This window comes from Nonomuraea sp. NPDC059023 (assembly GCF_042740095.1).
GTDB lineage: Bacteria > Actinomycetota > Actinomycetes > Streptosporangiales > Streptosporangiaceae > Nonomuraea.
On record NZ_JBHYIO010000057.1, the window covers coordinates 32,490 to 55,317 of the forward strand.

21 protein-coding genes are annotated in these 22,828 nt (G+C 73.3%); 9 read left to right on the plus strand and 12 right to left on the minus strand.

The genetic code is table 11. The features are described from left to right. Positions 1-25 precede the first annotated feature (25 nt). The gene (locus ACFWYW_RS53165; RefSeq protein ID WP_379641358.1) at positions 26-931 is read left to right on the plus strand and encodes a pirin family protein; all 906 of its coding nucleotides are present in this window, start codon (positions 26-28) and stop codon (positions 929-931) included. Positions 932-937: 6 nt separating this feature from the next. On the opposite strand, the gene ACFWYW_RS53170 is transcribed toward ACFWYW_RS53165, so the two are convergent. Further along, positions 938-1,831, minus strand: coding sequence for a CHRD domain-containing protein (locus ACFWYW_RS53170; RefSeq protein WP_379616955.1), 894 nt, complete (start codon positions 1,829-1,831; stop codon positions 938-940). 98 nt (positions 1,832-1,929) lie between these two features. Further along, complete coding sequence (locus ACFWYW_RS53175) at positions 1,930-5,604, minus strand: ATP-binding protein (RefSeq protein ID WP_379616957.1); 3,675 nt, start codon at positions 5,602-5,604, stop codon at positions 1,930-1,932. 88 nt (positions 5,605-5,692) lie between these two features. Here ACFWYW_RS53175 and ACFWYW_RS53180 point away from each other — a divergent pair, with 88 nt between their 5' ends. After that, positions 5,693-6,556, plus strand: a complete 864-nt coding sequence (locus ACFWYW_RS53180) for an exodeoxyribonuclease III (protein WP_379641359.1) — start codon at positions 5,693-5,695, stop codon at positions 6,554-6,556. Here the strand turns inward: ACFWYW_RS53180 and ACFWYW_RS53185 are convergent. The 5 genes from ACFWYW_RS53185 to ACFWYW_RS53205 form a co-directional block, all read right to left on the minus strand. Continuing rightward, positions 6,553-7,701, minus strand: a complete 1,149-nt coding sequence (locus ACFWYW_RS53185; protein ID WP_379616963.1) for an MFS transporter — start codon at positions 7,699-7,701, stop codon at positions 6,553-6,555. The two genes, ACFWYW_RS53180 and ACFWYW_RS53185, sit on opposite strands and share 4 nt — an antisense overlap. Before the next feature lie 74 nt (positions 7,702-7,775). After that, a complete protein-coding gene (locus ACFWYW_RS53190) occupies positions 7,776-8,894 on the minus strand; it encodes an MBL fold metallo-hydrolase (protein ID WP_379616965.1) in 1,119 nt (372 codons plus the stop codon). Positions 8,895-8,962: 68 nt separating this feature from the next. After that, a complete protein-coding gene (locus ACFWYW_RS53195; protein ID WP_379641361.1) occupies positions 8,963-10,375 on the minus strand; it encodes a carboxylesterase/lipase family protein in 1,413 nt (470 codons plus the stop codon). Positions 10,376-10,471: 96 nt separating this feature from the next. Then, positions 10,472-11,362, minus strand: a complete 891-nt coding sequence (locus ACFWYW_RS53200; RefSeq protein ID WP_379616971.1) for a DUF3152 domain-containing protein — start codon at positions 11,360-11,362, stop codon at positions 10,472-10,474. A 39-nt stretch (positions 11,363-11,401) separates the two neighbouring features. Further along, entirely contained in the window at positions 11,402-12,475 is a 1,074-nt protein-coding gene (locus ACFWYW_RS53205; RefSeq protein ID WP_379616973.1) for an NAD(P)/FAD-dependent oxidoreductase, read from the minus strand. 35 nt (positions 12,476-12,510) lie between these two features. Here ACFWYW_RS53205 and ACFWYW_RS53210 point away from each other — a divergent pair, with 35 nt between their 5' ends. Genes ACFWYW_RS53210 through ACFWYW_RS53220 form a run of 3 tightly spaced genes read left to right on the plus strand, consistent with a single transcriptional unit; the run spans position 12,511 to position 14,941 of the window. Continuing rightward, positions 12,511-13,716: a Tm-1-like ATP-binding domain-containing protein gene (locus ACFWYW_RS53210; protein ID WP_379616975.1), complete on the plus strand. Its 1,206-nt coding sequence runs from the start codon at positions 12,511-12,513 to the stop codon at positions 13,714-13,716. Then, positions 13,713-14,534 (plus strand): phosphoenolpyruvate hydrolase family protein, encoded by an 822-nt coding sequence (locus ACFWYW_RS53215; RefSeq protein WP_379616977.1) that lies wholly within the window; start codon positions 13,713-13,715, stop codon positions 14,532-14,534. Before ACFWYW_RS53210 ends, ACFWYW_RS53215 begins: the two co-directional genes overlap by 4 nt. Positions 14,535-14,563: 29 nt before the next feature. Beyond that, complete coding sequence (locus ACFWYW_RS53220) at positions 14,564-14,941, plus strand: cupin domain-containing protein (protein ID WP_379616979.1); 378 nt, start codon at positions 14,564-14,566, stop codon at positions 14,939-14,941. On the opposite strand, the gene ACFWYW_RS53225 is transcribed toward ACFWYW_RS53220, so the two are convergent. The 3 genes from ACFWYW_RS53225 to ACFWYW_RS53235 all read right to left on the minus strand — a co-directional run bounded on the left by ACFWYW_RS53225 (position 14,938) and on the right by ACFWYW_RS53235 (position 17,148). Next, a complete protein-coding gene (locus tag ACFWYW_RS53225) occupies positions 14,938-15,369 on the minus strand; it encodes a type II toxin-antitoxin system PemK/MazF family toxin (RefSeq protein WP_379616981.1) in 432 nt (143 codons plus the stop codon). The two genes, ACFWYW_RS53220 and ACFWYW_RS53225, sit on opposite strands and share 4 nt — an antisense overlap. A 532-nt stretch (positions 15,370-15,901) precedes the next feature. After that, positions 15,902-16,309, minus strand: coding sequence for an SRPBCC domain-containing protein (locus tag ACFWYW_RS53230; protein WP_379616983.1), 408 nt, complete (start codon positions 16,307-16,309; stop codon positions 15,902-15,904). After that, positions 16,306-17,148: a helix-turn-helix domain-containing protein gene (locus ACFWYW_RS53235; RefSeq protein WP_379616985.1), complete on the minus strand. Its 843-nt coding sequence runs from the start codon at positions 17,146-17,148 to the stop codon at positions 16,306-16,308. The genes ACFWYW_RS53230 and ACFWYW_RS53235 overlap by 4 nt, the downstream gene beginning before the upstream one ends. 83 nt (positions 17,149-17,231) lie before the next feature. On the opposite strand from ACFWYW_RS53235, the gene ACFWYW_RS53240 reads away from it, so the two are divergent. Genes ACFWYW_RS53240 through ACFWYW_RS53250 form a run of 3 tightly spaced genes read left to right on the plus strand, consistent with a single transcriptional unit; the run spans position 17,232 to position 18,766 of the window. After that, complete coding sequence (locus tag ACFWYW_RS53240; RefSeq protein WP_379616987.1) at positions 17,232-17,579, plus strand: VOC family protein; 348 nt, start codon at positions 17,232-17,234, stop codon at positions 17,577-17,579. Between the two features lie 3 nt (positions 17,580-17,582). Then, a complete protein-coding gene (locus ACFWYW_RS53245) occupies positions 17,583-17,987 on the plus strand; it encodes an SRPBCC family protein (protein WP_379616989.1) in 405 nt (134 codons plus the stop codon). A gap of 11 nt (positions 17,988-17,998) precedes the next feature. Next, positions 17,999-18,766: an acyl-CoA thioesterase domain-containing protein gene (locus ACFWYW_RS53250; protein ID WP_379616991.1), complete on the plus strand. Its 768-nt coding sequence runs from the start codon at positions 17,999-18,001 to the stop codon at positions 18,764-18,766. Position 18,767: 1 nt separating this feature from the next. On the opposite strand, the gene ACFWYW_RS53255 is transcribed toward ACFWYW_RS53250, so the two are convergent. Continuing rightward, entirely contained in the window at positions 18,768-20,489 is a 1,722-nt protein-coding gene (locus ACFWYW_RS53255; protein WP_379641362.1) for an exo-alpha-sialidase, read from the minus strand. Between the two features lie 86 nt (positions 20,490-20,575). Beyond that, positions 20,576-22,006: an NADP-dependent phosphogluconate dehydrogenase gene (gndA, locus tag ACFWYW_RS53260; RefSeq protein WP_379639611.1), complete on the minus strand. Its 1,431-nt coding sequence runs from the start codon at positions 22,004-22,006 to the stop codon at positions 20,576-20,578. A gap of 79 nt (positions 22,007-22,085) precedes the next feature. On the opposite strand from gndA, the gene ACFWYW_RS53265 reads away from it, so the two are divergent. Further along, on the plus strand, positions 22,086-22,733 hold the full coding sequence (locus ACFWYW_RS53265) for an NAD(P)H-binding protein (protein WP_379616997.1): 648 nt from the start codon (positions 22,086-22,088) through the stop codon (positions 22,731-22,733). Positions 22,734-22,828: the final 95 nt, after the last annotated feature.

Consider the following 22,828-nt stretch of genomic DNA (forward strand, 5'->3'; position numbering starts at 1 on the left):
AACCGGGCGCGTGTACCTTCAGGGTGTGAGCAACCTGGAACGCGACCCTCAGGAGGTCGTCTGCGCGGCGGACGGCGCGACAGGGACGGAGCTGCTCACCGGGCGCGCGGTCCCGCTGGGCGGGCCGCGCGCGATGAGCGTCACCCGCACCCTCCCTCACGTACGGCGCCGCATGATCGGCGCCTGGTGCTTCGTCGACGCCTACGGCCCCGAGACGGTGGCGATGCGGGTGCCGCCCCACCCGCACACCGGGCTGCAGACCGTGAGCTGGCTGGTCGAGGGCAAGGTGCTGCACCGCGACAGCCTCGGCAGCCTGCGGGCGGTCCGGCCGGGCCAGCTCAACCTGATGACCGCCGGGCGCGGCATCTCGCACTCGGAGGAGTCCGCCGAGGGCGGCACGCTGCACGGGGTGCAGCTGTGGGTGGCGCTGCCGGAGGAGCACCGGGGCGTGGAACCGGCGTTCGAGCATCACGCGGAGCTGCCGGTACTGGACGGGCCGGGGTACCGCTCCCGCGTGCTCATGGGCGGGCCGTCCCCGGCCACGGCCTACACGCCGCTGATCGGCGCGGAGGTCTCGGTGGACGGCCGGGCCGAGCTGGCGGTCGAGCCGGGGTTCGAGCACGGGCTGCTGCTGCTCGACGGCGCGGTCGAGCCGGTGCCCGCCGGCCCGCTGCTGTACCTGCCGCCGGGCCGCGAGCGGATCGTGCTGGAGGGGCGCGGGCGGGTGCTGCTGATCGGCGGCGAGCCGTTCGCGGAGGAGATCGTCATGTGGTGGAACTTCGTCGGCCGTTCCCATGACGACATCGCCGCCTACCGCAAGGAATGGACGCAGGGTAAAGGGTTCGGTGAGGTGCGCGGGTTCGACGGGGAGCCGCTGCCCGCCCCCGAGCTGCCGGGCACCCGGCTGAAGCCGCGGGGACGGGTGCGCTGACGGGGTCTACCAGCCGCCGCGGTGGAGCTGGCCGCGCACGGCGCCGCCGGGGAACTCCTTGGTGTGCAGGTTCGTGTACCAGTTCTTCGGGTTCCTGTTGATGCCCCGCACCACACCGGCCTTGGCCCTCGTGCTGCCGGCCACACCGGTGATCGAGGCGGGCAGGCCCTTGGGGTCACCGAAGAAGTCGGCCACGACCGGGCCGTTCTCGCCCCTGGCGCCGCGGTGGATGTGGCCGTTCGTGGGCGCGCCGATCCTGGCCCACGCGGTGGCGAACGCGACCCGGGTGCCCCGGGCCCACACCAGCCACGCGGCGCGGCCGTCCCGGTCGCCGACCTTCTGGCCGGGGGCGGGCACTTCCTGCGCGCCGGTCGCCACCGAGGTCAGCGTACGGCCGGAGCCGTAGGCGAGCACGGAGTCCAGGGAGACCGGGCGGACGCGGTGGAGCTGGGCGCGCACGGCGCCGCCGCCGAACTCGGCGGTGTGCAGGTTGGCGTACCAGTTCCCGGGATTTGCGGTGATGCGGCGCAGCAGGCCGCGGTCGTCGACGGTCACGGCGCCCTTGACGGCGCTGAGGTTGGCGGGCAGCGCGGCGCCGAAGAACGGGATCTTCACCTCGCCGTTCCTGCCGGCCCGGCCCTGGTGGATGTGGAACGCGGTCGGGGCGGCCACCCGGTTCCAGCGGATGGCGTAGTCGACCCGGTTGCCGTGGACGCGGAAGACGGCGACGGCGCGGCCGTCCCGGTCGCCGACCTTCTGGCCGGGCGTGGGAACCTCGTTGGCGCCGGTGAGCGTGGCGGCGAGGTAGACCGGGGTGGTGGCCTGCGCGGGGGCGGCGGCCAGGGAGGAGGCGGTCAGGGCGGCGGCCACGGCCAGGCCGGAGACGACGAGCTTCTTCATGATCGATCCTTTGGCTGAGGGTTCTGCGTGGTGGCGCCCGGTTGTACGGGGCGGGCACACGCCCGGGTTCAGCCCAGGGAATGGGTAAAAGGACGCGTTCAGCGTTCGCCCATCTCGAAGCCCCGCATGTGCTCCGGCCGGAGCTGCTGGGGCACGGCCGTCTCGGGCGGGTCCCACGACCGGGTGCCGTGCAGGTACGCCGCGCCGCACCGGGCCGCCAGCCGGAAGAACCACCACTTCAGGTGCTCGTCCACGTCGGCGAAGGTGCACTGGGTCAGCGCCGCGGCCAGCAGGGACAGCAGGAGCTGGTGGCGCCAGTCGTCGTGGAAGCCCGGGGTCAGGAGCTTGTAGTCGTACAGGAAGCGGACCAGGGGTCCGATGAGCTCGTCGTCGCCCTCGCCGTTCACGATCAGGTCGAACAGCTCCTCGCCCGGCCGCGGAACCTGCCTGGCGATGACCGACAGCAGCAGCGTCACCGGGTCCGACGCCTGCGAGGCGCACTTCTCGAACGTGGTCAGGTCGATGAGCCGGAACTGCTTCGGCTCCAGCCTGCCCGCGGCGGTGCGCGGGATCAGCACGTTTCCGTGGTGCAGGTCGCCGTGGGAGAAGCCGCGCAGGTGCTGGACGTGGTGGGCTCCGGCGATGTCGCCTGCGACCATGGCCAGCGGGTTGGGCAGCACCGTCGCGGACCGGTCGCCGGAGAACCAGATCCAGCTCCGCTCCGGCTCCAGCAGCCCGCACTCCCGCGCCCAGGTGGTCAGCTTCGCGTCGTCGCCGAACCGGGCGCCCAGCTCGGCGCGCAGGTACTCTCCCGAGTCCACGTCCGCGCGGACCTCGGCCGGGTACGGGTTCCACTCCGACAGCACGCCCTTGACGACGCGCTGGAACACGGGGACGAGCTCCTGGGGTGAGGTCAGCTCGGACATCTGCACCATGTCGGTCAGGCTGCCGCCGGCGACCTCCTGGAAGAACACGCGCTCGCCGGTGCCGGCGACGCGCGGTGGATGAGGCAGCAGACCGGCCAGGTGCTTCTGCCGGAACAGCACCGCGCTCACGTCGAGGGCGAGCCGGTGCCGGGCGTACTCGCGAGCCAGCGGGCCCGGCGGGCAGACCTTCGCGATCACCTTGCGCGCAGGCATGCGGGCGCCCGGCGGCGGCTTGATGACCAGCGCGGCGAGACTGCAGTCGGTGTAGCCCCGCTTGGTCCATGCCGGGGTGTTCGGCGAGATCTCATAACCCTCCGGATCGCCCCATGCCTTGATGGCGACGGCGACGGGGACACCGAGCTGCCCGGCGATCCCCTCGTCGTAGTCGCGCCCCGCCTGCACGGAGCCGTCCACCGCCGATTCCGTCGCGAGCTGCCGGAACTCGGCGACCAGCCCGTCCGGGTCGTCGAACAGCTGCGGGCGGCTGTGCAGGAACGCCTGTTCCGCCGTTGACAGGCGGCGGGTCGTGATCTTTCCCTGGGCGTGGACGATGAGGGTCCGCTTGATCAGCACCACGGCGGGACCGGCGTTCCGCAGCACGGTGAACAGCCTGGCGACCGAGGGGTCCCGGGGCGGATCCTCCCGCAGGGAGCGGTCCATTTCCTCCAGGCGCTGCTCGGCCGGCACCCCCTCGCCGTCGTCGCGGAACACCAGGCCGCAGGCGGTCCCGCCGTCGCCGTCGTCCCCGGCCCGCATGGTGAAGCCGAAGGCGCGCGTGACCCGCTCGACGGCGTCCTCCGTGAGCGCGGTGCCCGCCGGGCCGGCGACCCTGATCTTCAGCTCGGCCGGCCCGCCCGCAGGAGGGGCCCCCAGCGCCAGCGCGGTCGCCTGCGCCAGATCCAGCCGCATGCCGGAGTCGAAGGCCTCCTTGTAGGCGATCTCGCCCAGCACCTTGTGGCACTTCTGGACCAGCAGGTCGTGGTCGTCGGTGAGCCACGGCGCGCCCAGCATCGGCAGCCCAGCGGCCTTCCAGTTCACCCGGAGGGCGCCCAGCAGGCGGACCGAGAGCGCGGACCGCTCCAGCGCCGCGTAGACGCCGGCGGCGGTCTCCAGCGCGAGCAGGATGCCCAGGATGTCGTGGAACGGCCGCTTGAGCCGCAGGGTCTTCCTGACGTCGTGCAGCGCCTCTCCTGCCTGGCCCATCTCCAGCCGGGTCATCGCCAGCGTCCAGTACGCGTACGACCGCACGGACAGCTCCTGGCGGTCCTCGCAGATGCGCAGGCACTCCAGCAGCATCGACTCCGCTTCCTGGAGCGCCCCCTGCTTGGTCAGCACGATCGCCAGTTCGACGACGGCCGGCAGCAGGCCGGGGTTCAGCGCCGGGCTGTCGGAGGTGAACTCGATCGCCACGCGCAGCAGCGTGCTGGCCTTCTGCAGGTCCCCCTGGAGCAGGGCGGCGGTGCCCCGCATCTTGGAGGACAGGATGAGCGCCTTCGAGTCGCCGATCCGCTTCGCCTCCGCGCCGCACAGCTCGGCCATCGACATGGCGCCCATGCTGTCGCCCTGGGCGCTGCGCACGTACGACAGCACCCACATGGCCTTGCAGCGCTCCGGGCTCGGCTCGGGGTTGGCACGCAGGGCGAGTTCCAGATATTTCCGGCCTTCGCCCGCGAAACCACAGCACACCCACATGAACCAGAGCGACGACAGCAGTCTCAGCGCCAGCGCGGCCTCGTCGGGGGTGTCCAGGGCGTGCTCCAGCGCCACCCGGACGTTGTCGTGCTCCTGGCGCATGCGCTCGAACCAGTACATCTGGCGCGGGCCCGACCAGTCCTGCTCGCTGCGGGTGGCGAGCACGAGGTAGTACACCAGGTGGCGGTGGCGGATCTCGCGGCTGTCCTCCAGCCGCGTCGCGCCGTACTCCGCGAGCGTGCCGAGCAGCTTGTAGCGGGTGCCCGGGTAGTCGGTCCTGACGAGGAGGACCGACTTGTCCACCAGGGACTCGACCAGGCCGCCGATCTCCTCCCCGCACACGAAGCGGGCGGCCTCGAGGTCGAAGTCGCCCGCGAAGACCGACAACTGGGCCCACAGCAGGCGCTCGGCGGGCTCGCACAGGTCGTAGCTGCGGGTCAGGGCGTCGTGCAGGCTCCGCTGACCGGCGGGCCCGGTCAGCAGGGCGAAGCGGTCCGTCAGCCCGGCGGCGATGCCGTTCACCGACATGCTCGTCAGCCGCAGCGCGGCGAGCTCGATCGCCAGCGGGATGCCGTCGAGACGGGCGCACAGCTCGGCCACCGAGGCGACGCTCAGCTCGTCGAGCTCGAAGCCGGGCTGCACGGCGCGGGCCCTGGCCGCGAACAGCCGCACGGCCTCGTTGTCCGTGCCCGCCGTCTCCATCGGCGCCAGCGCGACCACCCGTTCATCCGGTACGCCCAGCGGCACCCGGCTGGTGACCAGGACGCGCAGCCCGGGAGCCGCCCGCAGCAGTTCCCCGGCCACCTGCGCGCAGAGCGGCGCCACCCGCTCGCAGCCGTCGAGCACGAGCAGCCCGCGGCGCCCCTCGGCCCATCCGGGCAGCGAACCGGCGCCGAGCGCCGCGGCGATCGCGGGCCTGACCTGGTCCGGGTCGCTCACCGCCGACACGCCGGCGAACCAGGCGCCGTCCGGATGGCGGCCGCGCGTCTCGTGGGCCAGGCGCAGCGCCGTGCGGGTCTTGCCGACGCCGCCGATGCCCGTCACCGTGACCAGCCGCGCCTCCGCCAGGTGCCGTCTGAGGGTGGCGAGCACGCCGAGCCGTCCGACGAAGCCGGCGTCCTCATCAGGCAGGTTTCCCGCACATCCGAAGGTCATCGCTCTCCCGCAGGGTGAAGAGGACCAGCCTATGAGCCGGGGTTCGCCCGGGGAGAGCTGATCGTGAATCCCGGATATCGTGGATCGGGTGCGAGTAGCGACCTGGAACGTGAACTCGGTCAAACAGCGGCTGCCCCGCCTGCTTCCCTGGCTGGATCAGCGCCGCCCCGACGTCGTCTGCCTGCAGGAGACCAAGCTGGCCGACCAGGCCTTCGCCGCACTGCTCGGCGAGGAGCTGGCCGCGCGCGGCTACGAGGTGGCCGCGCACGGCGAGCCCCGCTGGAACGGCGTGGCGATCCTGTCCAGAGCGGGCCTCGACGACGTGGTCACCGGGCTGGCCGGAGCGCCCGGCTTCCCGCACCAGGAGGCGCGGGCGGTGGCGGCGACCTGCGGGGGCGTGCGGGTGCACTCGGTGTACGTGCCGAACGGGCGTACGCCGGACGACGACCACTACCGGTACAAGCTCGAATGGCTGGCCGCGCTGCGCGAGGTGGTGCGGCTCGGTCCGGTCGAGGCGATGGTGTGCGGCGACGTGAACATCGCGCCCGCCGACGCCGACGTCTTCGACCCGGCCGCCTACGAGGGGCAGACCCACGTGACGCCGCCGGAGCGGGCGGCGCTGGCCGACCTGCGGGAGCTGGGGCTGCACGACGTGGTGCGCGAGCGGTGGCCGGAGGAGCGGGTGTTCACCTACTGGGACTACCGGGCGGGCATGTTCCACAAGGACCTCGGGATGCGCATCGACCTGGTGCTGGCCTCCGATCCGGTGGCGGGGCGGGTGCGGGCGGCCTGGGTCGACCGGCACGCGCGCAAGGGCACGGGGCCGAGCGACCACGCGCCGGTGATCGTGGACCTGGACGAGGCGCCCGACGGCGACATCGGGCCGGTCGTGCCGCCGCCGTCGGCGCCCGCCCCGAAGCGCGGATCGGTGAAGCTGCCGCAGTCGCCCTAACGCGTGAGCGTCCACAGGGACGCGGCCATCGCGAGGGCGGCCACACCGGCGCAGAGCATCACGGCGCCGACGCCCAGCGTGTCCACGACCATGCCGCCGGACAGCGCGCCGAGCGCGAAGGTGGCCTGGAACGAGCTGGTGAACACGACCGTGGCCGCCTCCGGCGCGTCGGGGGCGGCGCGGGCGAACCAGGCCTGCGAGCAGACCGGGACGGCGCCGTAGGCCAGCCCCCACAGGGCCAGCAGGGCGACCGCGCCCCAGACCGTGCCGCCGATGACGGGAAGCAGCAGGGTGGCGGCCGCGATGAGGGCGCCGGCCGCGGTGAAGGTGGCGCGGGGGTGGGCGGTGACCGTCCTGCCCGCGGCGAAGTTCCCGGCCACGCCGGCGGCGCCGTACAGCAGGAGGACGGAGCTGACGGCGGCCGGGTGCAGCCGCGTGACCTGCTCCAGGAACGGCGTCACGTAGGTGTAGGCGCCGAAGTGGGCGAGGACGACCAGGAAGGTGGCCAGCAGGGCGATCGCGGTGCCGCGGCGGCGCAGGAGTGCCGCCAGCGTTCCGGCGGCGGTGATCCGGTCGGCGGGCAGCGGCGGGAGCAGGACCAGCAGGGCGGCCAGGACGAGCACGGCCAGCCCGGCCAGTACGGCGAAGGCCGCCCGCCAGCCCGCGGCGTGGCCGATGAGCGTACCGGCGGGCACGCCCAGCACCGAGCCCAGCGGCACCGCGGAGAAGATCAGCGCCGTCGCGGTGCCCACGGCCGCGGGCGGCACGAGACGCCCGGCCAGGCCCGCGCCCACCGACCAGAACCCGCCGATCGTGAGCCCGACGAGAATCCGGGAGACCAGCATCGCCTCATAGGACCACGCCACCGCGGCCAGCACGTCGGCGGCGGCCAGCAGCGCCATCATCGCGCACAGCATCACGCGGCGGTCCAGGCGGGCCGTGGCCAGCGTGAGCGCCGGGGCCGCGAACGCGGCGACGATGCCGGGCAGCGTCATCGTGAGCCCGGTGACGCCGTCGGTGAGGCCGAAGTCCGCGCCGATGGCGGTCAGCAGGCCGATGGGCAGGATCTCGCTGGTGACGATGCTGAAGATGCCCAGGGTGAGGGCGGCGACGGCGAGCCAGCGGACCAGTGGTGTGGTGGACATGGGAATCCAGCCAAGCAGCGCTCGCTCCGGGGCACCGGCAGGAATCGGACCAGACCGTCACCGCCCCCGGTCGTCTAAGCCAGCATCTCCCACCAGGTGTCCAGGGCCGGCGCGTCGGCGGTGTCGACGAGCTCGCCCGGCCGCGGCACCACGATCTTGACCTCGCGCGCCTTGGCCTCGCGCCACAACCGGTCCACCGGCTCGCCCCACGGGTGCAGCGCCAGCGTGAACGTCGCCCAGTGCACCGGCAGCATCAGCGCCGCGCCGAGGTCGATGGTGGCGTTGACCGCCTCCTCCGGGTTCATGTGGATGTCCGGCCAGGCCGGGCTGTAGGCGCCGATCGGCATGAGCGCCAGGTCGAACGGGCCGTGCGCGGCGCCGATGCCCTTGTAGCCCTCGAAGTAGCCGGAGTCGCCGGCGTAGAAGAGGCGCTTGTTCCGGCCGGCCACCACCCACGAGCCCCACAGCGTGTCGTTGCGGGTCAGCGAGCGGCCGGAGAAGTGCCGGGCGGCCGTGGAGACGAAGCGCAGCCCGGCGACCACCGCCTCCTCGTCCCAGTCCAGCTCGATGATCCGGAACAGCGGCACGCCCCAGCGCTCCAGGTGCGCCCCGATGCCCAGCGGCACCAGGAAGGGCGCCTTCTGGGAGCTGGTCAGCCGCCGCACCGTCGCCATGTCCAGATGGTCGTAGTGGTCGTGCGAGATCACGATCGCGTCCACCTGCGGCAACTGGCCAAGCTCGACCGGCACCGGGTGGTGGCGCCGCGGGCCCACCAGCTGCGAGGGCGAGGGGCGGTTGCTCCAGATCGGGTCGAACAGGACCCGCTTGCCCTCGATCTCGATCAGCGTGGAGGCGTGGCCGTACCAGATGGCCCGCAGGCCCTCGGCGGCCGGCTCGCCCGACGGCGGCGTCAGCACCGGGATCAGCCCGGCCGGCCGGCGCTGGGTCCGGTCGCGCGTCAGCTCCGCCAGCATGCTGGGGTCGGGCCGGCCCGTGTGGGTCGGCTCGGGCATCGGGTTGAAGAACGTGCCGTCCTTGAACTGCGGCGAGCGCCGCATCCTGGCCGACCGCTCGGGCCCCGACATCAGTGGCCGTGCCCCGAGCTCGGCCGGCACGTCCCGCAGCGCCCATCCGGCCGCGGCCAGGGCGGCCCCGCCCACGAGCAGACGCCGTGCCGTCCGCAATCCCGCCATGTCACACTCCTTGCATAGTCAACTCTCTCTCGAAGATATATCGCGATAGGTTGCGGCGAGCGCGAGGGTCAGGTCATGGCGTGGAAGCCGGCCTCCGACCAGAGGGCCCGGGTCGCGGACTCCGGGTCGCCGACGTCCGACGGCGTCACGTCGAAGAGATGGGTCATCGCGTTGACCGGCTCGTACTCCGGCCAGCCCGGACTGCCCGTGGCGGCGAAGCGCGTCCAGGCCGAGCGGAACTGCGCCGACAGCCCCTCCGCCTCCGACGAGCCGCCGGTGAGCAGCCGGGCCAGCTCCGAGTCGAGCGTGCCGAACGTGAGCGGCACGTCCAGCCCGTGACAGGCGCCGAGGGCGGTGGGCGCCCAGGTCAGCTCGTAGGCGAAGGTCGGGCCGGTGTGCGCGTCGGCCAGCAGCGCGCTCGGCATCCTGAACAGCCAGTCGGACATGAGCCGCAGATGCAGCTCCGCCTCCGGGTAGGCGGTCCGGTACACGACGCCCGCCTGCGGCGGCGCGAGCGTCTTCAGCGCCAGCGCGGTGTCCCCGCCCTCGCCCATCGCCAGGAACAGCGCATACTCGTCGCGGGTGAAGCCCACGAGCAGGTCCACGTCACAGGCCGCGCCGTCGGCCAGCGCCTCCCACGGCGTCTCCGGCAGCACCTCGCCGTCCACGACGGGCGCGAACGGCATCTCGGCGATGCCGCTCGCGCCCCACTCCGCGGTGTTCCCGCGCAGGTCGAGGCTGGAGAAGTCGTGCACGGCCGCGAGCAGTTCCTCGGGGCTGCGCTCGTACGGCGAGCCGCCCGCCCTGGCCATGATCCCCGCCGTCATCCGTGCCGCGAGCTCCGGGGTGTAGAACGTCGCCGGCACACTCTGCGCGATCACCCGCCGGAACAGCCCCGCCGCCGACGGCATCGCCATGAGGCAGGCCGCCGCCCCCGCCCCGGCCGACTCCCCGAACACGGTCACGTTGCCGGGATCGCCGCCGAACGCCGCGATGTTCTCCCGCACCCAGCGCAACGCCTGCACCTGATCCAGAAGGGCCCGGTTGGCCGGCGCCCCCTCGATGAGGCCGTACCCCTCCATGCCGACCCGGTGGTTGAAGGTCACCACCACGACGCCCTCGCGGGCCAGCCGGGTCCCGTCGTACTCGGGCAGGCCGGCGGTGCCGATGAGGTAGGCGCCGCCGTAGATCCACACCATCACCGGCAGGCCCGAGCCGCCCGGATCGGGCGTCCAGACGTTGACCGACAGGCAGTCCAGGCCGTCGGCGGAGCTCCACGGCGCGACCCCCGGCAGCAGCGGCGGCTGCGGCGGCGCCGGGCCGAACCGCACGGCCTCGAACGTGCCCTCCCACGGGCCGGCCGGGACGGGCGCCGCGAAACGATTCGGCCCGAAGGGGGCTTCGGCGTAGGGGATGCCGAGGAAGGAGGTGACGTCGTCGGTGGTCCGACCGGTCAGCTTGCCCGCGGAGATCGTCGTCATGTACCAAACTTACGCTTGGCCGGGATCCGTGCTCACCCGCATTTCGCGTCCCGCGGCGGGAGGCCGCCGAACGTGATCGCCTTCCTACGCCGAACTTCAGGGGTGGGGCCAGGCGTTGGGGCGGCAGCCGTCCAGGGACATGGACTGCTGGAGCATCACCGGGGCCAGGCGGCCTCTGCCCGGGCAGGAGCGGTGGCCGTGGCCCAGGCCGTGGCCGACCTCGTGGTTGATCACGTAGCGGCGGTAGCGGGCCAGGTCGCCGTGGTACTGGGGGACGCCTCTGGCCCAGCGCACGGCGTTGATCACCGAGCGGTGGCCGTCCCAGCAGGACAGGTCGCCGCCGGTGTTCAGGGGGAGGCAGAGGCGGTCGGTCAGGCGGGGGCTGGTCAGGGCCACGCTCAGGCGGACCGGGCCGTGGGCGACGCGCTGGAAACGGCCCCAGCTACGTGGGTCGTTGAGGGTACGGTGGACGGCTTCGGCGAACTCCCCGGGGTCGAAGGGGAGGCCGCGCTCCACCTCGACCATGTACCGCACCACCGGGGCGCGTCCGGGGCGCGGTTGTGCCCGGCCTTTGACCACGGCGTAGCGGCCCGAGGCGGAGAAGGGAACCTTGACCCGCCTGCCGGGCTCGGGACCGCCCGCCGCGGCCCGCTCACCTTCCGGCCGTCCGCCCGGCCGTTCACCTTCCGGCCGTTCACCTTCCGGTCGCTCTACGCCCGGCTGCTCGCTGTCCGACTGCCCGAGGTCCGACTGCCCGAGGTCCGACTGCCCGAGGTCCGACTGCCCGAGGTCCGGCCACACCACGTCCGGTCGCTCCACCGTTGACGGCGAAACGCCGGGCCCCACGCCCGGCCGCTCAAGGTCTGAGCGCCACATGTCCGCCTGCTCGACGTCCCAGGCGGGCGCGCCGGCCGGTGACCCGGGAGCGGCGACCTCGCCGCACGCGCCCGCCGCGAGCAACACCACCAGCAGTACCGGCACCCGCACCCAGCTCTCCCCACATGATCACGAGCGGGGAGAAGACGATCATACGCCGGGAACGACCGCATAAGGCCCCAGGTCGATCTCCGGCGTTTCGCCCAGAACCAGCGATGTGGCCAGCATCCCGGCATAGGGCCCCGCGGTCAGCCCGTAAGCGCTGAGGCCGGTGACCGCGACCACCTTTCCGTTCAGGCGGGCGATGAGCGGGCGCTCGCCGTCCATCACCGGTCGCAGTCCCGACCGGGTCTCGGCGACGCTCGCCGGGGCGAGGCCGGGCGCCAGCCGTACCCCGGAAGACAGCACGTCAGCCAGCCCCGCCACGGTCACCCGCGCGTCGAAGCCGGCGTCCTCCCTCGTCGCCCCCATGACCACCCGCGAGCCGGGGAAGCCCAGCAGGTACGGCCCGCGCCGCGGCAGCACGATCGGCCAGCCCGAGGTGTCCACCCCGTCGAGCACGGCGTGCACGATCTGGCCCCGCCACGGCCTGACCGGCAGGTCGGTCCCGAGCGGCGCGCAGACCTGGCCCGTCCAGGCACCGGCGGCCACGACCACGGCGTCGGCGGGCAGGGGCACGCCGTCGCCGGGCGCGTTGTCGTGGTGAAGCATGACGGTGCCGTCGGGCAGGAGTCCGGCGCGGCCGTGGAGGAGGGCGACGCCGCGGGCCACGGCGTCGGCGAGGAGCGCGTCCCTGACGGCGCGGCCGTCCACGCGTGCCGCCCCGGGCACGTGCAGCGCGCTCAGGCCGGGGGCCAGGGGCGGGAAGAGCGCCGCGGGGTCCGCGATCTCCGTGATCTCTCCCATTTCCGGCGCGTCCGGATATCTGTCCGCAAGCAGGCGGTGTACCGGCTCCAGCTCCGCCCGATCCTCGGCCACCAGCAGCGCTCCGACCCGCGCGTACCCGGCGCCGATCTCCGGGTAATGACGGGCGGCGGCCCGTGCCAGCTCGTACCAGGCGGGGTCGCCCGCGTGGTCCACCCACGGGCAGACGATCCCCGCCCCCGCCTCCGTCGCCTGCCCGGCCAGCCCGGCGTCGACCACCGTCACCGCCACCCCGCGGCGGCTCAGGTGGTAGGCGGCGCTCGCTCCGGCGATTCCCTTGCCGATCACCACAACCCTCATACCAAGATGATCGCAGCGGGGATAACGTCGGTCACATGGCAGTGGTACTGATCGGAACGCTGGACACCAAAGGGCCGGAGTACTCCTGGCTGCGCGAGCGCCTCGCCGGGCTGGGCAGCGAGGTGATCGTGGTCGACACGGGCGTCGGGCCGTCCGGGCTCGCGGCCGACTTCTCCGCCGCTCAGGTGGCCGCCCAGGCGGGGGCCGATCTGGAGGCGCTGCGGGCGGCCGGGGACCGGGGCGCGGCCGTCACCGCGATGGGGGAGGGGGCGGCCAAGGTCCTGGCCGACCTGCACCGGGCGGGACGGGTGGACGGCGTGCTGGCCGTCGGCGGCAGCGGCGGCTCGTCGATCGCCGCGCGGGCCGTGCGCGACCTGCCGATCGGCCTGCCCAAGCTCATCGTCTCGACCATGGCCTCCGGCGACGTCGCGCCGTACGTCGGGGCGAAGGACGTCACGCTCATGTACTCCGTCGTGGACATCGCGGGCATCAACCGCGTGTCCCGCGCGATCCTGGGCAATGCCGCCGCCGCTGTCGCGGGCATGGCCAAGGAGTACGCGGCGCGCGGCCCGGCGCAGGACGGCGACCGGCCGTTGATCGGGGCCTCCATGTTCGGCGTCACCACCCCGGCCGTCGACGCGGCCAGGGCCAGGCTCGACGAGCTCGGCTACGAGGTGCTCGTCTTCCACGCCACCGGCTCCGGCGGGCGCGCCCTGGAAGGCCTGGCCGAGAGCGGCATGCTGGCCGGGGTTCTCGACCTCACCACCACCGAGCTGGCCGACGAACTGGTCGGCGGCGTCCTGTCGGCCGGACCCGACCGGCTCACCGCCGCCGGACGGCACGGCGTCGCGCAGGTCGTCGCACCCGGCGCGCTGGACATGGTCAACTTCGGGCCCCGTGACACCGTGCCGCAGCGCTTCGCCGATCGCACGCTCTACGTGCACAACCCGACCGTCACGCTCATGCGCACCACCGAGTCCGAGATGGCCGAGCTGGGCCGCGAGATCGCCGCCAAGCTCGCGCGGGCCGGCGGGCCGGCGGTGCTGTTCATCCCGGAGGGCGGCGTCTCCGCACTCGACGCGCCCGGAATGCCCTTCCACGACCCGGCGGCGGACGCGGCGGCCTTCGCCGCCCTGGCCGCCTACCCGGAGACCGTGCGCCTGGCCGCGCACATCAACGACCCGGAGTTCGGCCGCGCCATGGCCGACCGGCTCCACCTGCTGATCAAGGGGGACCAGTGAACAGGCAGACGGTTCTGGAACGGCTGCGCCGTACCGCCGGGGAAGGAAGACCGATCATCGGCGCGGGCGCCGGGACGGGCCTGTCGGCCAAGTGCGCCGAGGCGGGCGGCGTCGACCTGATCATCATCTACAACTCCGGCCGCTACCGGATGGCCGGGCGCGGCTCGCTGGCGGGGCTGCTGCCGTACGGGGACGCCAACCAGATCGTCGTGGACATGGCCGCCGAGGTCCTGCCGGTCGTGCGTGACACGCCGGTGCTGGCGGGCGTGTGCGGCACCGACCCGTTCCGGATCATGCCGCTCTTCCTCGACCAGCTGAAGGCCATGGGGTTCGCCGGGGTACAGAACTTCCCGACCGTCGGCCTGTACGACGGCGTCTTCCGGCAGAACCTCGAAGAGACCGGCATGGGCTTCGACCTGGAGGTCGAGATGGTCCGGCTGGCCCACGAACGCGACCTGGTGACCGCCCCCTACGTCTTCGACGAGGACCAGGCGCGGGCCATGGCACAGGCCGGGGCCGACGTCCTCGTCCCGCACGTGGGCCTGACCACGAAGGGCTCCATCGGCGCCGGGACCGCGCTCACCCTGGACGAGGCGGTGGCCCGCGTACAGGCGATGCGCGACGCCGCCGTGGCCGCGCGGCCGGACGTGATCGTGCTGTGCCACGGCGGCCCCATCGCGGAACCCGCCGACGCCGCCCACGTCCTGCGCCACACCAAGGGCGTGGCGGGCTTCTTCGGCGCCTCGTCGGTGGAACGCCTGCCGACCGAGCGCGCCATCACCGAACAGGTGGCCGCATTCAAGAACCTGGAGGTCTGATGCTGGTAAGTCCGGACAGGGTGACGACGATGACCTTCGACTGGGGGTCGATCAAGTGGTTCGTCACACCGTCGCTCATCCCCGGCGCCGGCTCCACGCTCGGCGAGGTGATCGTCAACCCGGGCAAGGGCCACGCGCGCCACAATCACCCGAACGCCGAGGAAGTGATCTACGTGATCTCCGGCGAGGCCACGCAGATGGTCGACGACGGCGAGCCGTTCCCGATCAAGGAGGGTGACACCGTCCACATCCCGGCGGGCGCGTACCACTCGACGTTCAACAACACGTGGCGCCCGCTGCGGCTCATCGTCACCTACACGCCGGGCGGCGAGGAGAAGGCGCTGGAAGGCGCCCCCGACTACTGCCTGCACGAGGCGGGCACGATCGCCGAGTGGCGCCAGGCCTAACCGTCGGCGGCCCAGCCGTGGGTGCGCTTGAGCAGGGCGGCGACGCGGGCGAACCGCTCGCCGTCCAGCACCGCGCCCTCACGCCTGATGTCGTCCTCGTCCAGCACGAAGATCCGGTCCAGGCGCAGGAAGGACGGCTTCCCGTCGCGGTTCCAGGCGCCGAGCGGGAACCACTCGGGCCCGTCGTCCCCACGGCTGGACACCATCAGCCCGAGCAGCCTGCGCCCGGTCCTGCCCACGATCAGCAGCGGGCGATCCTTGCCCCGCGACGGGTCCTCCTCATAGGGCACCCAGGCCCAGACGACCTCCCCGGGATCGGCCAGGCCGTCCAGGTCGGGGGAGTAGGCCAGGCTCGCGGCCCGGTCCACCGTGTAGATCTCCCGCACCGCGCCCCGCGCCGGACGCGGGTCCTCTCCTAGATCACGCACGCGACGGAGCTTACGACCCCAACCCCCCGAAAGGCCACCACCCCCACAAAGGGACACCCTTACCACCCAACCGCGGCAATGAAGCGTCCAACCCAAGGCCGGCACCAGACCCCAGGACCAGAACCGGCACCAGTGAGCCATCGCCGAGACCGAGGACGAGCACGGGCACGGGCACGGGCACGGGGATGGGCACGGGACGGGGACAGGGCTGAGGACCGGAACCGGGGGCTCAAGACCGGGATCGGGGACGGGTGCTCATGGCTGGGACCGGGGACGGGTGCTCAGGGCTGGGGCGGGCCAGGGCCATCGCCGGGACCAGGACCGGGGGACGGGGCCGGGGCTGGGGCTGGGGCGAGGAGCGAGGGCCGGGGGTTGGGGCGAGGAGCGGGGTGTCGCGCAGGGGGTTCCCGCTTCGCGGGCCAAGGGTGCGGTCGTAACGGCGGGCTGCCACGCACGGTGGACGACCGTTTCCTGGAATGTCGCCCGCCAGGTGCGGCGGGTGGCGGTGGGGGCGGCCCGCCGTAACACATCATCATAAAGAGAGATGGCGGCGCAGGTTGGTGAGGTGGATGCGCCAGCCGGCGCGGTGGTCGGCGGCGGTGGCGGGCCCGTCGGGGAGGTCGTCCCAGCCGACCTCCAGCACCCGGACCACCGTCCCCGCCTCGGCCGAAGTCAGGGTGATCTCGACCGCGGTCGCGACGGGACGGTCGGTGTCGGACCAGGTGAAGCGGAACATCCGGCCCTCCTCCACCTCCGTCACCACGCCCTGGGTGAGCATCGGGTGGCCGGAGTCGTCGCTCCAGTGCTCCTCGACCTTGCCGCCCGGGGTGACGTCGAGGTCGATGTAGCCCCACCACTCGGCGCGGTCGAGCGCGTCGGTCAGGGCGCGCCACACGCGCTCGGGCGGGGCCGGGATGAGGAGCGACTCGTCGACGATCATGCGAAGGTCCTCTCCGGGGCGAGCTGGCGGCGTAGCGCGGCGGGCGTGTGGCCGAGGTGGCGGCGTACGGTGCGGGTCAGGTGCGCCTGGTCGGCGAAGCCCAGGTCGGCGGCGAGCGTGGCCAGGCTGGTCTCGCCCTGCTCCAGCCGGTCGAGGGCGCGGCCCACCCGCACGCGGTTGCGGTAGTGGGTGAGGGAGACGCCGACGACGCCGGTGAAGGCCCGGCTGAGCCGGAACGGCGACACGCCCAGCAGCGCGGCCAGCGGGAGCAGCCCGGCGGCGGCGGGATGTCCGGCGTCGATCGCCTCCCTCGCGCGCTCGACGATCGCCCCCGCCGCACCGGCGCCCGCCCCACCGGCGCCCGGCGCGGCGATGCCAGACGCGGTGACGCCGGACGCGGCTGAGGTGCGCAGGGTGGCGCCGAGCAGGGCGAGCAGGGCCTCGGTCAGCGCGTACGGCACGTCGCCCGTGCGCGCGGCGGCCAGCAGGCGGCGGTGGGCCAGGTCGAGCCCGCCGTCCACGTACACGGCCGAACGCACCTCCCGCCCGTCCGTCAGCTCCCTCCACAGCCGCGCCGACACGCACAGCGAGGTGCACTCATCACCCCCGGCCGGATGCGCGAAATGCTCCTCCTCGCCCGGCCTGCCCACATACGCCATCGCCGGATCCACATCGGCGGCCTGCCCGTCGGCCATGCGGCGGAAGCGCCCCCGGCGCGCCAGCACCACCCGGTAGTCGGAGCTGACCTCCGCCGCGCCCCAGCGGCGGTGATCGTCGACGCAGGTCACCGCATCGAGGGTGAATCCGGGCCCCGAGCCCAGGCGGACGCTTGAACGCATGCCGGGAACGTTACGCGGCGGGTACGACAATCCCGCAAGGATGTTCAAGACCGCCCGGAGCCCCAGGCGGCAGGCTGGCAGCCATGAACGACATGATCTCCATCGTCATCAACAGCGCCGACCCCGTCGCGCTCGCCGCCTTCTACGCCAAGGCCACCGGCTGGCAGCTCACCTCCGACGACGCCGACTTCGCCACGCTGAAGGGCGGCGCGGTGGCGGTGTCGTTCCAGCGCGTGGCGGGATACCAGGTGCCGGTCTGGCCGCAGCCTGGCCACCACGTCCACCTCGACTTCGCCGTCGCCGACCTCGGCGCGGCGGTCGAGGACCTGGTCGCGCTGGGCGCCGGCCTGCCGGAGGAGCAGCCGGGCGGCGGCGACTGGACGGTGCTCACCGACCCCGAGGGGCACCCGTTCTGCGTCATGGCGGGCTGACCCGTGGCCTCCATACGGATGTCGGCCGTGGTCGGCGCGCCCGCCGCGACGGTGTGGGCGGCGCTGCGGGAGATGCACGACCTGCCGCGGCTCGCGCCCGGTTTCGTGGTGAAGAGCGAGCGCGACGGCGAGCGCAGGATCATCACCTTCGACAACGGGGCGGTGGCCACGGAGCTGATCGTCGACGTCGACGAGGCGGACCGCCGGGTCGCCTACGCGATCGTGGACAGCCCGCTCGCGCTCGCGCACCATCACGCGATCTCGCAGGTCACCGAGGCGGGCGAGGGGCGGTGCACGTTCCACTGGCAGGCTGACTTCCTGCCGGCAGACCGGGAGCCGGTCCTGCGGGCGTTCATGGAGCGCGGGCTGGCGGCCCTCGTGCGGGCCCACGCGAAGGTCCTCGACTAGAATCCCGTTCTGTGTCCCAAGCCTTCTTCGAGCTGAAGGGCGGGGAGTTCCTGCCCGCCCCCCACGCCCACAGCCCCTGGTCCCCCGACATGCTCCACGGCCGCCTGCTCGGCGGGCTGGCCGCCCGCTGCCTGGAGCTGGAGCACCGCTCGGACGGGCTGCGCTTCGCCCGGCTCACGGTCGACCTGTTCAAGAACAGCCCGCTGCTGCCCGTGCGGGTGGAGACGGTCCGGGTCAGGGACGGGCGCCGGATCCGGGTCGCGGACGCCACCCTCAGCACCGGGCAGGGCGTGATCGGGCGGGCCTCCGCCGTACTGCTGAGAGAGGGTGAGCAGCCCGGCGGCGAGCGCAACGACACACCGGCGTGGGACGAGCGGCCGCCCCTGCACCCGCCCGCCGAGCTGGACTGGCGGCCGCCCTTCGACCTGTGGCGGCTGACCGCGTGGGACACCGCCGAGCCGCGGCGCGTGTGGATGCGCGAGAACCGGCCGCTGGTGGGGCAGGAGGAGCTCACCCCGTTCGCGCGGGCGGCGCTGGCGGCCGACTTCGCCAGCCCGCTGAGCGGGTCGGGGACGCTCGGCGTGCAGTTCATCAACGCCGACTTCACGCTCACCCTCGCCCGCGAGCCGGTCGGCGAGCTGATCGGCATGCAGGCCGCCGGGCACCTCAGCGCCGGCGGGATCGGCACCGGCGACTGCGTCCTGCACGACGCGGACGGGCCGATCGGCTACTGCGTGGTCACCGCCGTGGCCAACCCGGTGCCGCTGGGCGCGGGCTAGGTCAGCTGCCGATCGTCGCGGTCACCAGGCTCCACTCGACGCGGGCGGCGCCGTCGGCCGAGTGCGCGGCGTGGGCGCGCTCGCGGCTGTCCTGCGTCACCCAGGACACGCCGGTGTCCTTGCCGTCGCGGAACAGCCGCGCCACCCCCGCGCTGTCCACGCTCACCCGCCAGACCGCGGGGCCGCCGGGGTGGGCGTGGACGCGTTCCCACCGCTGCGAGCCCTTGCGCATCGCCCGCACCTCCGAGCGGCTGATGGAGAGCATGAGCCGTTTGGCGCCGTTCGCCACCTTGGTGTCGAGGTTGCCGTCGATCGCCTCGCCGAGGAACTCCACCGTGAAGTCACCGGCCGGCACCGGCCGCGTCACGCTCGTCCCGCGCAGCGCCAGGGGCCGTGGCCACGCCGCCAGGCAGTCGGTCACTTCCAGAAACTCCGGCTTTCCCCGTACGGTCACCCGCCCCGCCGGCACGCGGGCGCTCCACGCGAGATCGGTGCCCAGCAGGGTGGCGCGGCCCTCGCGATCCACCAGCACGCGCCACGGGCCGGGGCGCGAGCGGGTGAGCAGCCTGCCGCCCTCGTACAGCCCGTCGTCGTGCCACTCCAGCACCATGCCGCCGACCTCCACCGCGAACCCGGCCCCCGAGGCGGTCACCGCGTACGGTCCCTGCGGCCCCGGTTCCCAGACGCCCGAGCGCCGCGTGCGCACGCCGGTGAAGCAGGCCGCCAGGTCGAGCGTGGCGGTGCGGATGGCGGTCCGGTCGTGCTCCCAGACGACGCGCAGCCTGCCGGGAGCCTCCTCTTCGGCGCGGACGTCCCGGCCGCTCGCCGTACCGGCCGGGCCGTCGGCGAACAGCCGCCCCGGGCTCCACGGCCGCCCCGGCTCCTTGACCTTGTAGTGCAGCACCTCGCGGTCCGGCCCGGCTGCGGTGTTGTAGATCGTGACATATCGGCCTTTGGAGTCCTTGGTGAAGAACCCGTTCCCGGGCAGGTTCTCGTCCAGCACCATCGGCGTCCAGGTGAGCCCGCCGTCGCGGCTGAGGCACGTGGCCGAACGCATCACGCGGGCGTCCCCGGCTCGCGTGCGCACCACCATGAGCAGCGCGTCCGGGTCGTCCTGGGAGAGCACCACCTGCGGTTCCCCGACGAGGATTCCGCGTGGCGGCACGGCCAGCCCTCCGCGCCGCCACGTGCGCAGGTCGGACGAGCGCAGCACGCCCGCTCCCGCGCGCTCGGAACACGGCAGCAGCCAGGCCCCGCGATGACGGACCGGCTTGCCCGTCACCTCGACGCCTTGTCCGTTGCCGGGAAGGTCCACCTCGATCGGCCAGCCGGTCCAGGTCGCGCCGCCGTCCGCGGTGCGCCTGGCGGCCGGCTCGACGGGAAGGCCGTCGACCCCGCCGTCGATCCCGCTCAGGAAGGCGTAGAGCGCGGCGCCGTCGTTGAGGAAGATCACATTGTGGTGGCCGGTGGCCGCCGCGAGGGCGCCCGCCGTCCACGTACGCCCGCCGTCCTGCGAGCGCGCCAAGCCGATGGAGCCCTGGCCATGGGGACCCGGGCCGGTGACGCCCGCGCGCCAGCCGACCACGATCCGCCGCTCGTCGAGCACCGCGACGTCGGGGACGCGGCCGCCCCCGGGGTCCGGTTCGCCGCCGGGCGGCACGCCCACGTCGGCGAACACGGTGACGAGGCCGCTGACCCCCGGACCCGCCACGTCCACGTCCATGGCGCAAAGCCCAGTCGAAGCGGGCGCCGGGGGCAAGCCATGTCAGCGGATGTTCAGCGGTTCTTCGCCCGTCCGGCGCCTGCGGGTCAGGAGCCGGTGGCGCGCTCCTTGCGGTCGCCGGACCAGTCGGTGTGGAAGGCGCCCTCGCGGTCCACCCGGTGGTAGGTGTGCGCGCCGAAGTAGTCGCGCAGGCCCTGGACGAGCGCGGCCGGCAGCCGGTCGCGGCGCAGCCCGTCGTAGTAGGCGAGCGCGGAGGAGAAGCCCGGAGTGGGCACGCCGATGCGCACCGCGGTCGTGACCACGCGCCGCCACGCGTCCTGCGCGGCGTTGACCACCGCGGCGAACTCGGGGGCGGCCAGCAGCGTCGCCAGATCCGGGTCGGCGTCGTAGGCGGCGCGGATCCGGTTGAGGAAGCGGGCCCTGATGATGCAGCCGCCGCGCCAGATGGTGGCCATGGCGCCGGGGTCGACGTCCCAGCCGTACTCCTTGGAGGCGGCGGCGATCTGGTCGAAGCCCTGCGCGTAGGCGACGATCTTGGAGGCCAGCAGCGCCTGCCGTACGTCCTCGATGAGCTCGCGGCCGCCCACGCCCGACAGCGACGGACCTTCGAGCGAGCGGGCGGCGGCGCGCTGCTCCGGGTGGCCGGACAGCGCGCGGGCGAAGACCGCCTCGGCGATGCCGGTCACGGGCACGCCCAGGTCCAGGGCGCTCTGCACGGTCCAGCGGCCGGTGCCCTTCTGCTCGGCCTGGTCCACCACCACGTCCACGAACGGCTTGCCGGTCGCCTCGTCCACCTGGTCGAGCACGTCGGCGGTGATCTCGATGAGGTACGACTCCAGCTCGCCCTTGTTCCACTCCCGGAAGACCTCGGCCAGCTCGGCGGGGCTCGCGCCGAGGGCCTGGCGCAGCAGGTCGTAGGACTCGGCGATGAGCTGCATGTCCGAGTACTCGATGCCGTTGTGCACCATCTTCACGAAATGCCCGGCGCCGTCGGGGCCCACGTGCACCGCGCACGGCACGCCGTCCACCTTGGCCGAGATGTCCTGCAGAATCGGCCCGAGCGCCTCCCACGACTCCACGGAGCCGCCCGGCATGATCGACGGGCCGTTCAGCGCGCCCTCCTCGCCGCCGGAGATGCCGGTGCCGACGAAGTGGATGCCGCGCTCGCGCAGCGCCGCCTCACGACGGCGGGTGTCGGCGAAGTGCGCGTTGCCGCCGTCGACGATCATGTCGCCCGGCTCCATGTGCCCGGCCAGCTCCTCGATCACCGCGTCGGTGCCCGCACCGGCCTTCACCATGATGATCGCGCGCCGCGGCCGCTTCAGCGACGCGACGAACCCCGCCACGTCGTGCGCGGGAAGGAACGTCCCCTCGCCGCCGAACTCGTTCACGAGGTCGTCGGTACGGCTGGCCGTCCGGTTGTGCACCGCCACCGCGTACCCGTTCCTGGCCAGGTTGCGGGCCAGGTTCCGGCCCATGACCGCGAGGCCCGTGACGCCGATGTCTGCCAAATCCATGTTCAGGCTCCTTTGCCGGTGATACGCACGATCAAGCCCGGGAGTTCGGAGGGATATTCCCCATGCAACCATGAGGCGTATGCGAACCATCATCGCGGGTGGACACGGTCAGATCGCGCTGCGGCTCGCGGCGCTGATGGGCAAGGACGCGGTCGGGCTGGTCCGCAGCCCCGGCCATGTCGCCGACGTGGAGGCCGCCGGCGGCTCCGCCGTCGTGTGCGACCTGGAGCACGCGCCGGTGGAGGAGGTGACCGCGCTCTTGGCCGGTGCGCAGGCTGCCGTCTTCGCCGCCGGCGCCGGGCCGAACAGCGGAGCGGCCCGCAAGGACACCGTTGACCGGGGCGCCGCCGTCCTGCTGGCCGAGGCCTGCGAGCGGGCGGGCGTGCGGCGGATCGTACAGATCTCCTCGATGGGCGCCGGCTCGCCGCCCGACCTGTCGAGGGGCGAGGTGTGGGCCGCCTACATCACCGCCAAGACGGCGGCCGAGAACGACCTGCGCGGCCGCGACCTGGACTGGACCATCCTGCGCCCCGGCCGCCTGACCGACACCGGCGGGACGGGCGCGGTCCTGCTGGAGCCGTCGGTACCGGGCGGGTCCGTGCCGCGTGCCGACGTGGCCGCGGTGGTGGCGGAACTGCTGCGTACCGGGGCGGGGGTGGGGGACGTGCTGGAATTGACCTCCGGTTCAACCCCCATCCAGGAAGCCTGCGCCCGCTACACCCACTAACCCCAATGCCGGGAAGTTAAGGATCTTGGGGTGATGTCCAGGGGTTTGTTGATCTCCGGGACGTGAGAACGGAGATCCAGTAGAACGGGTGATCT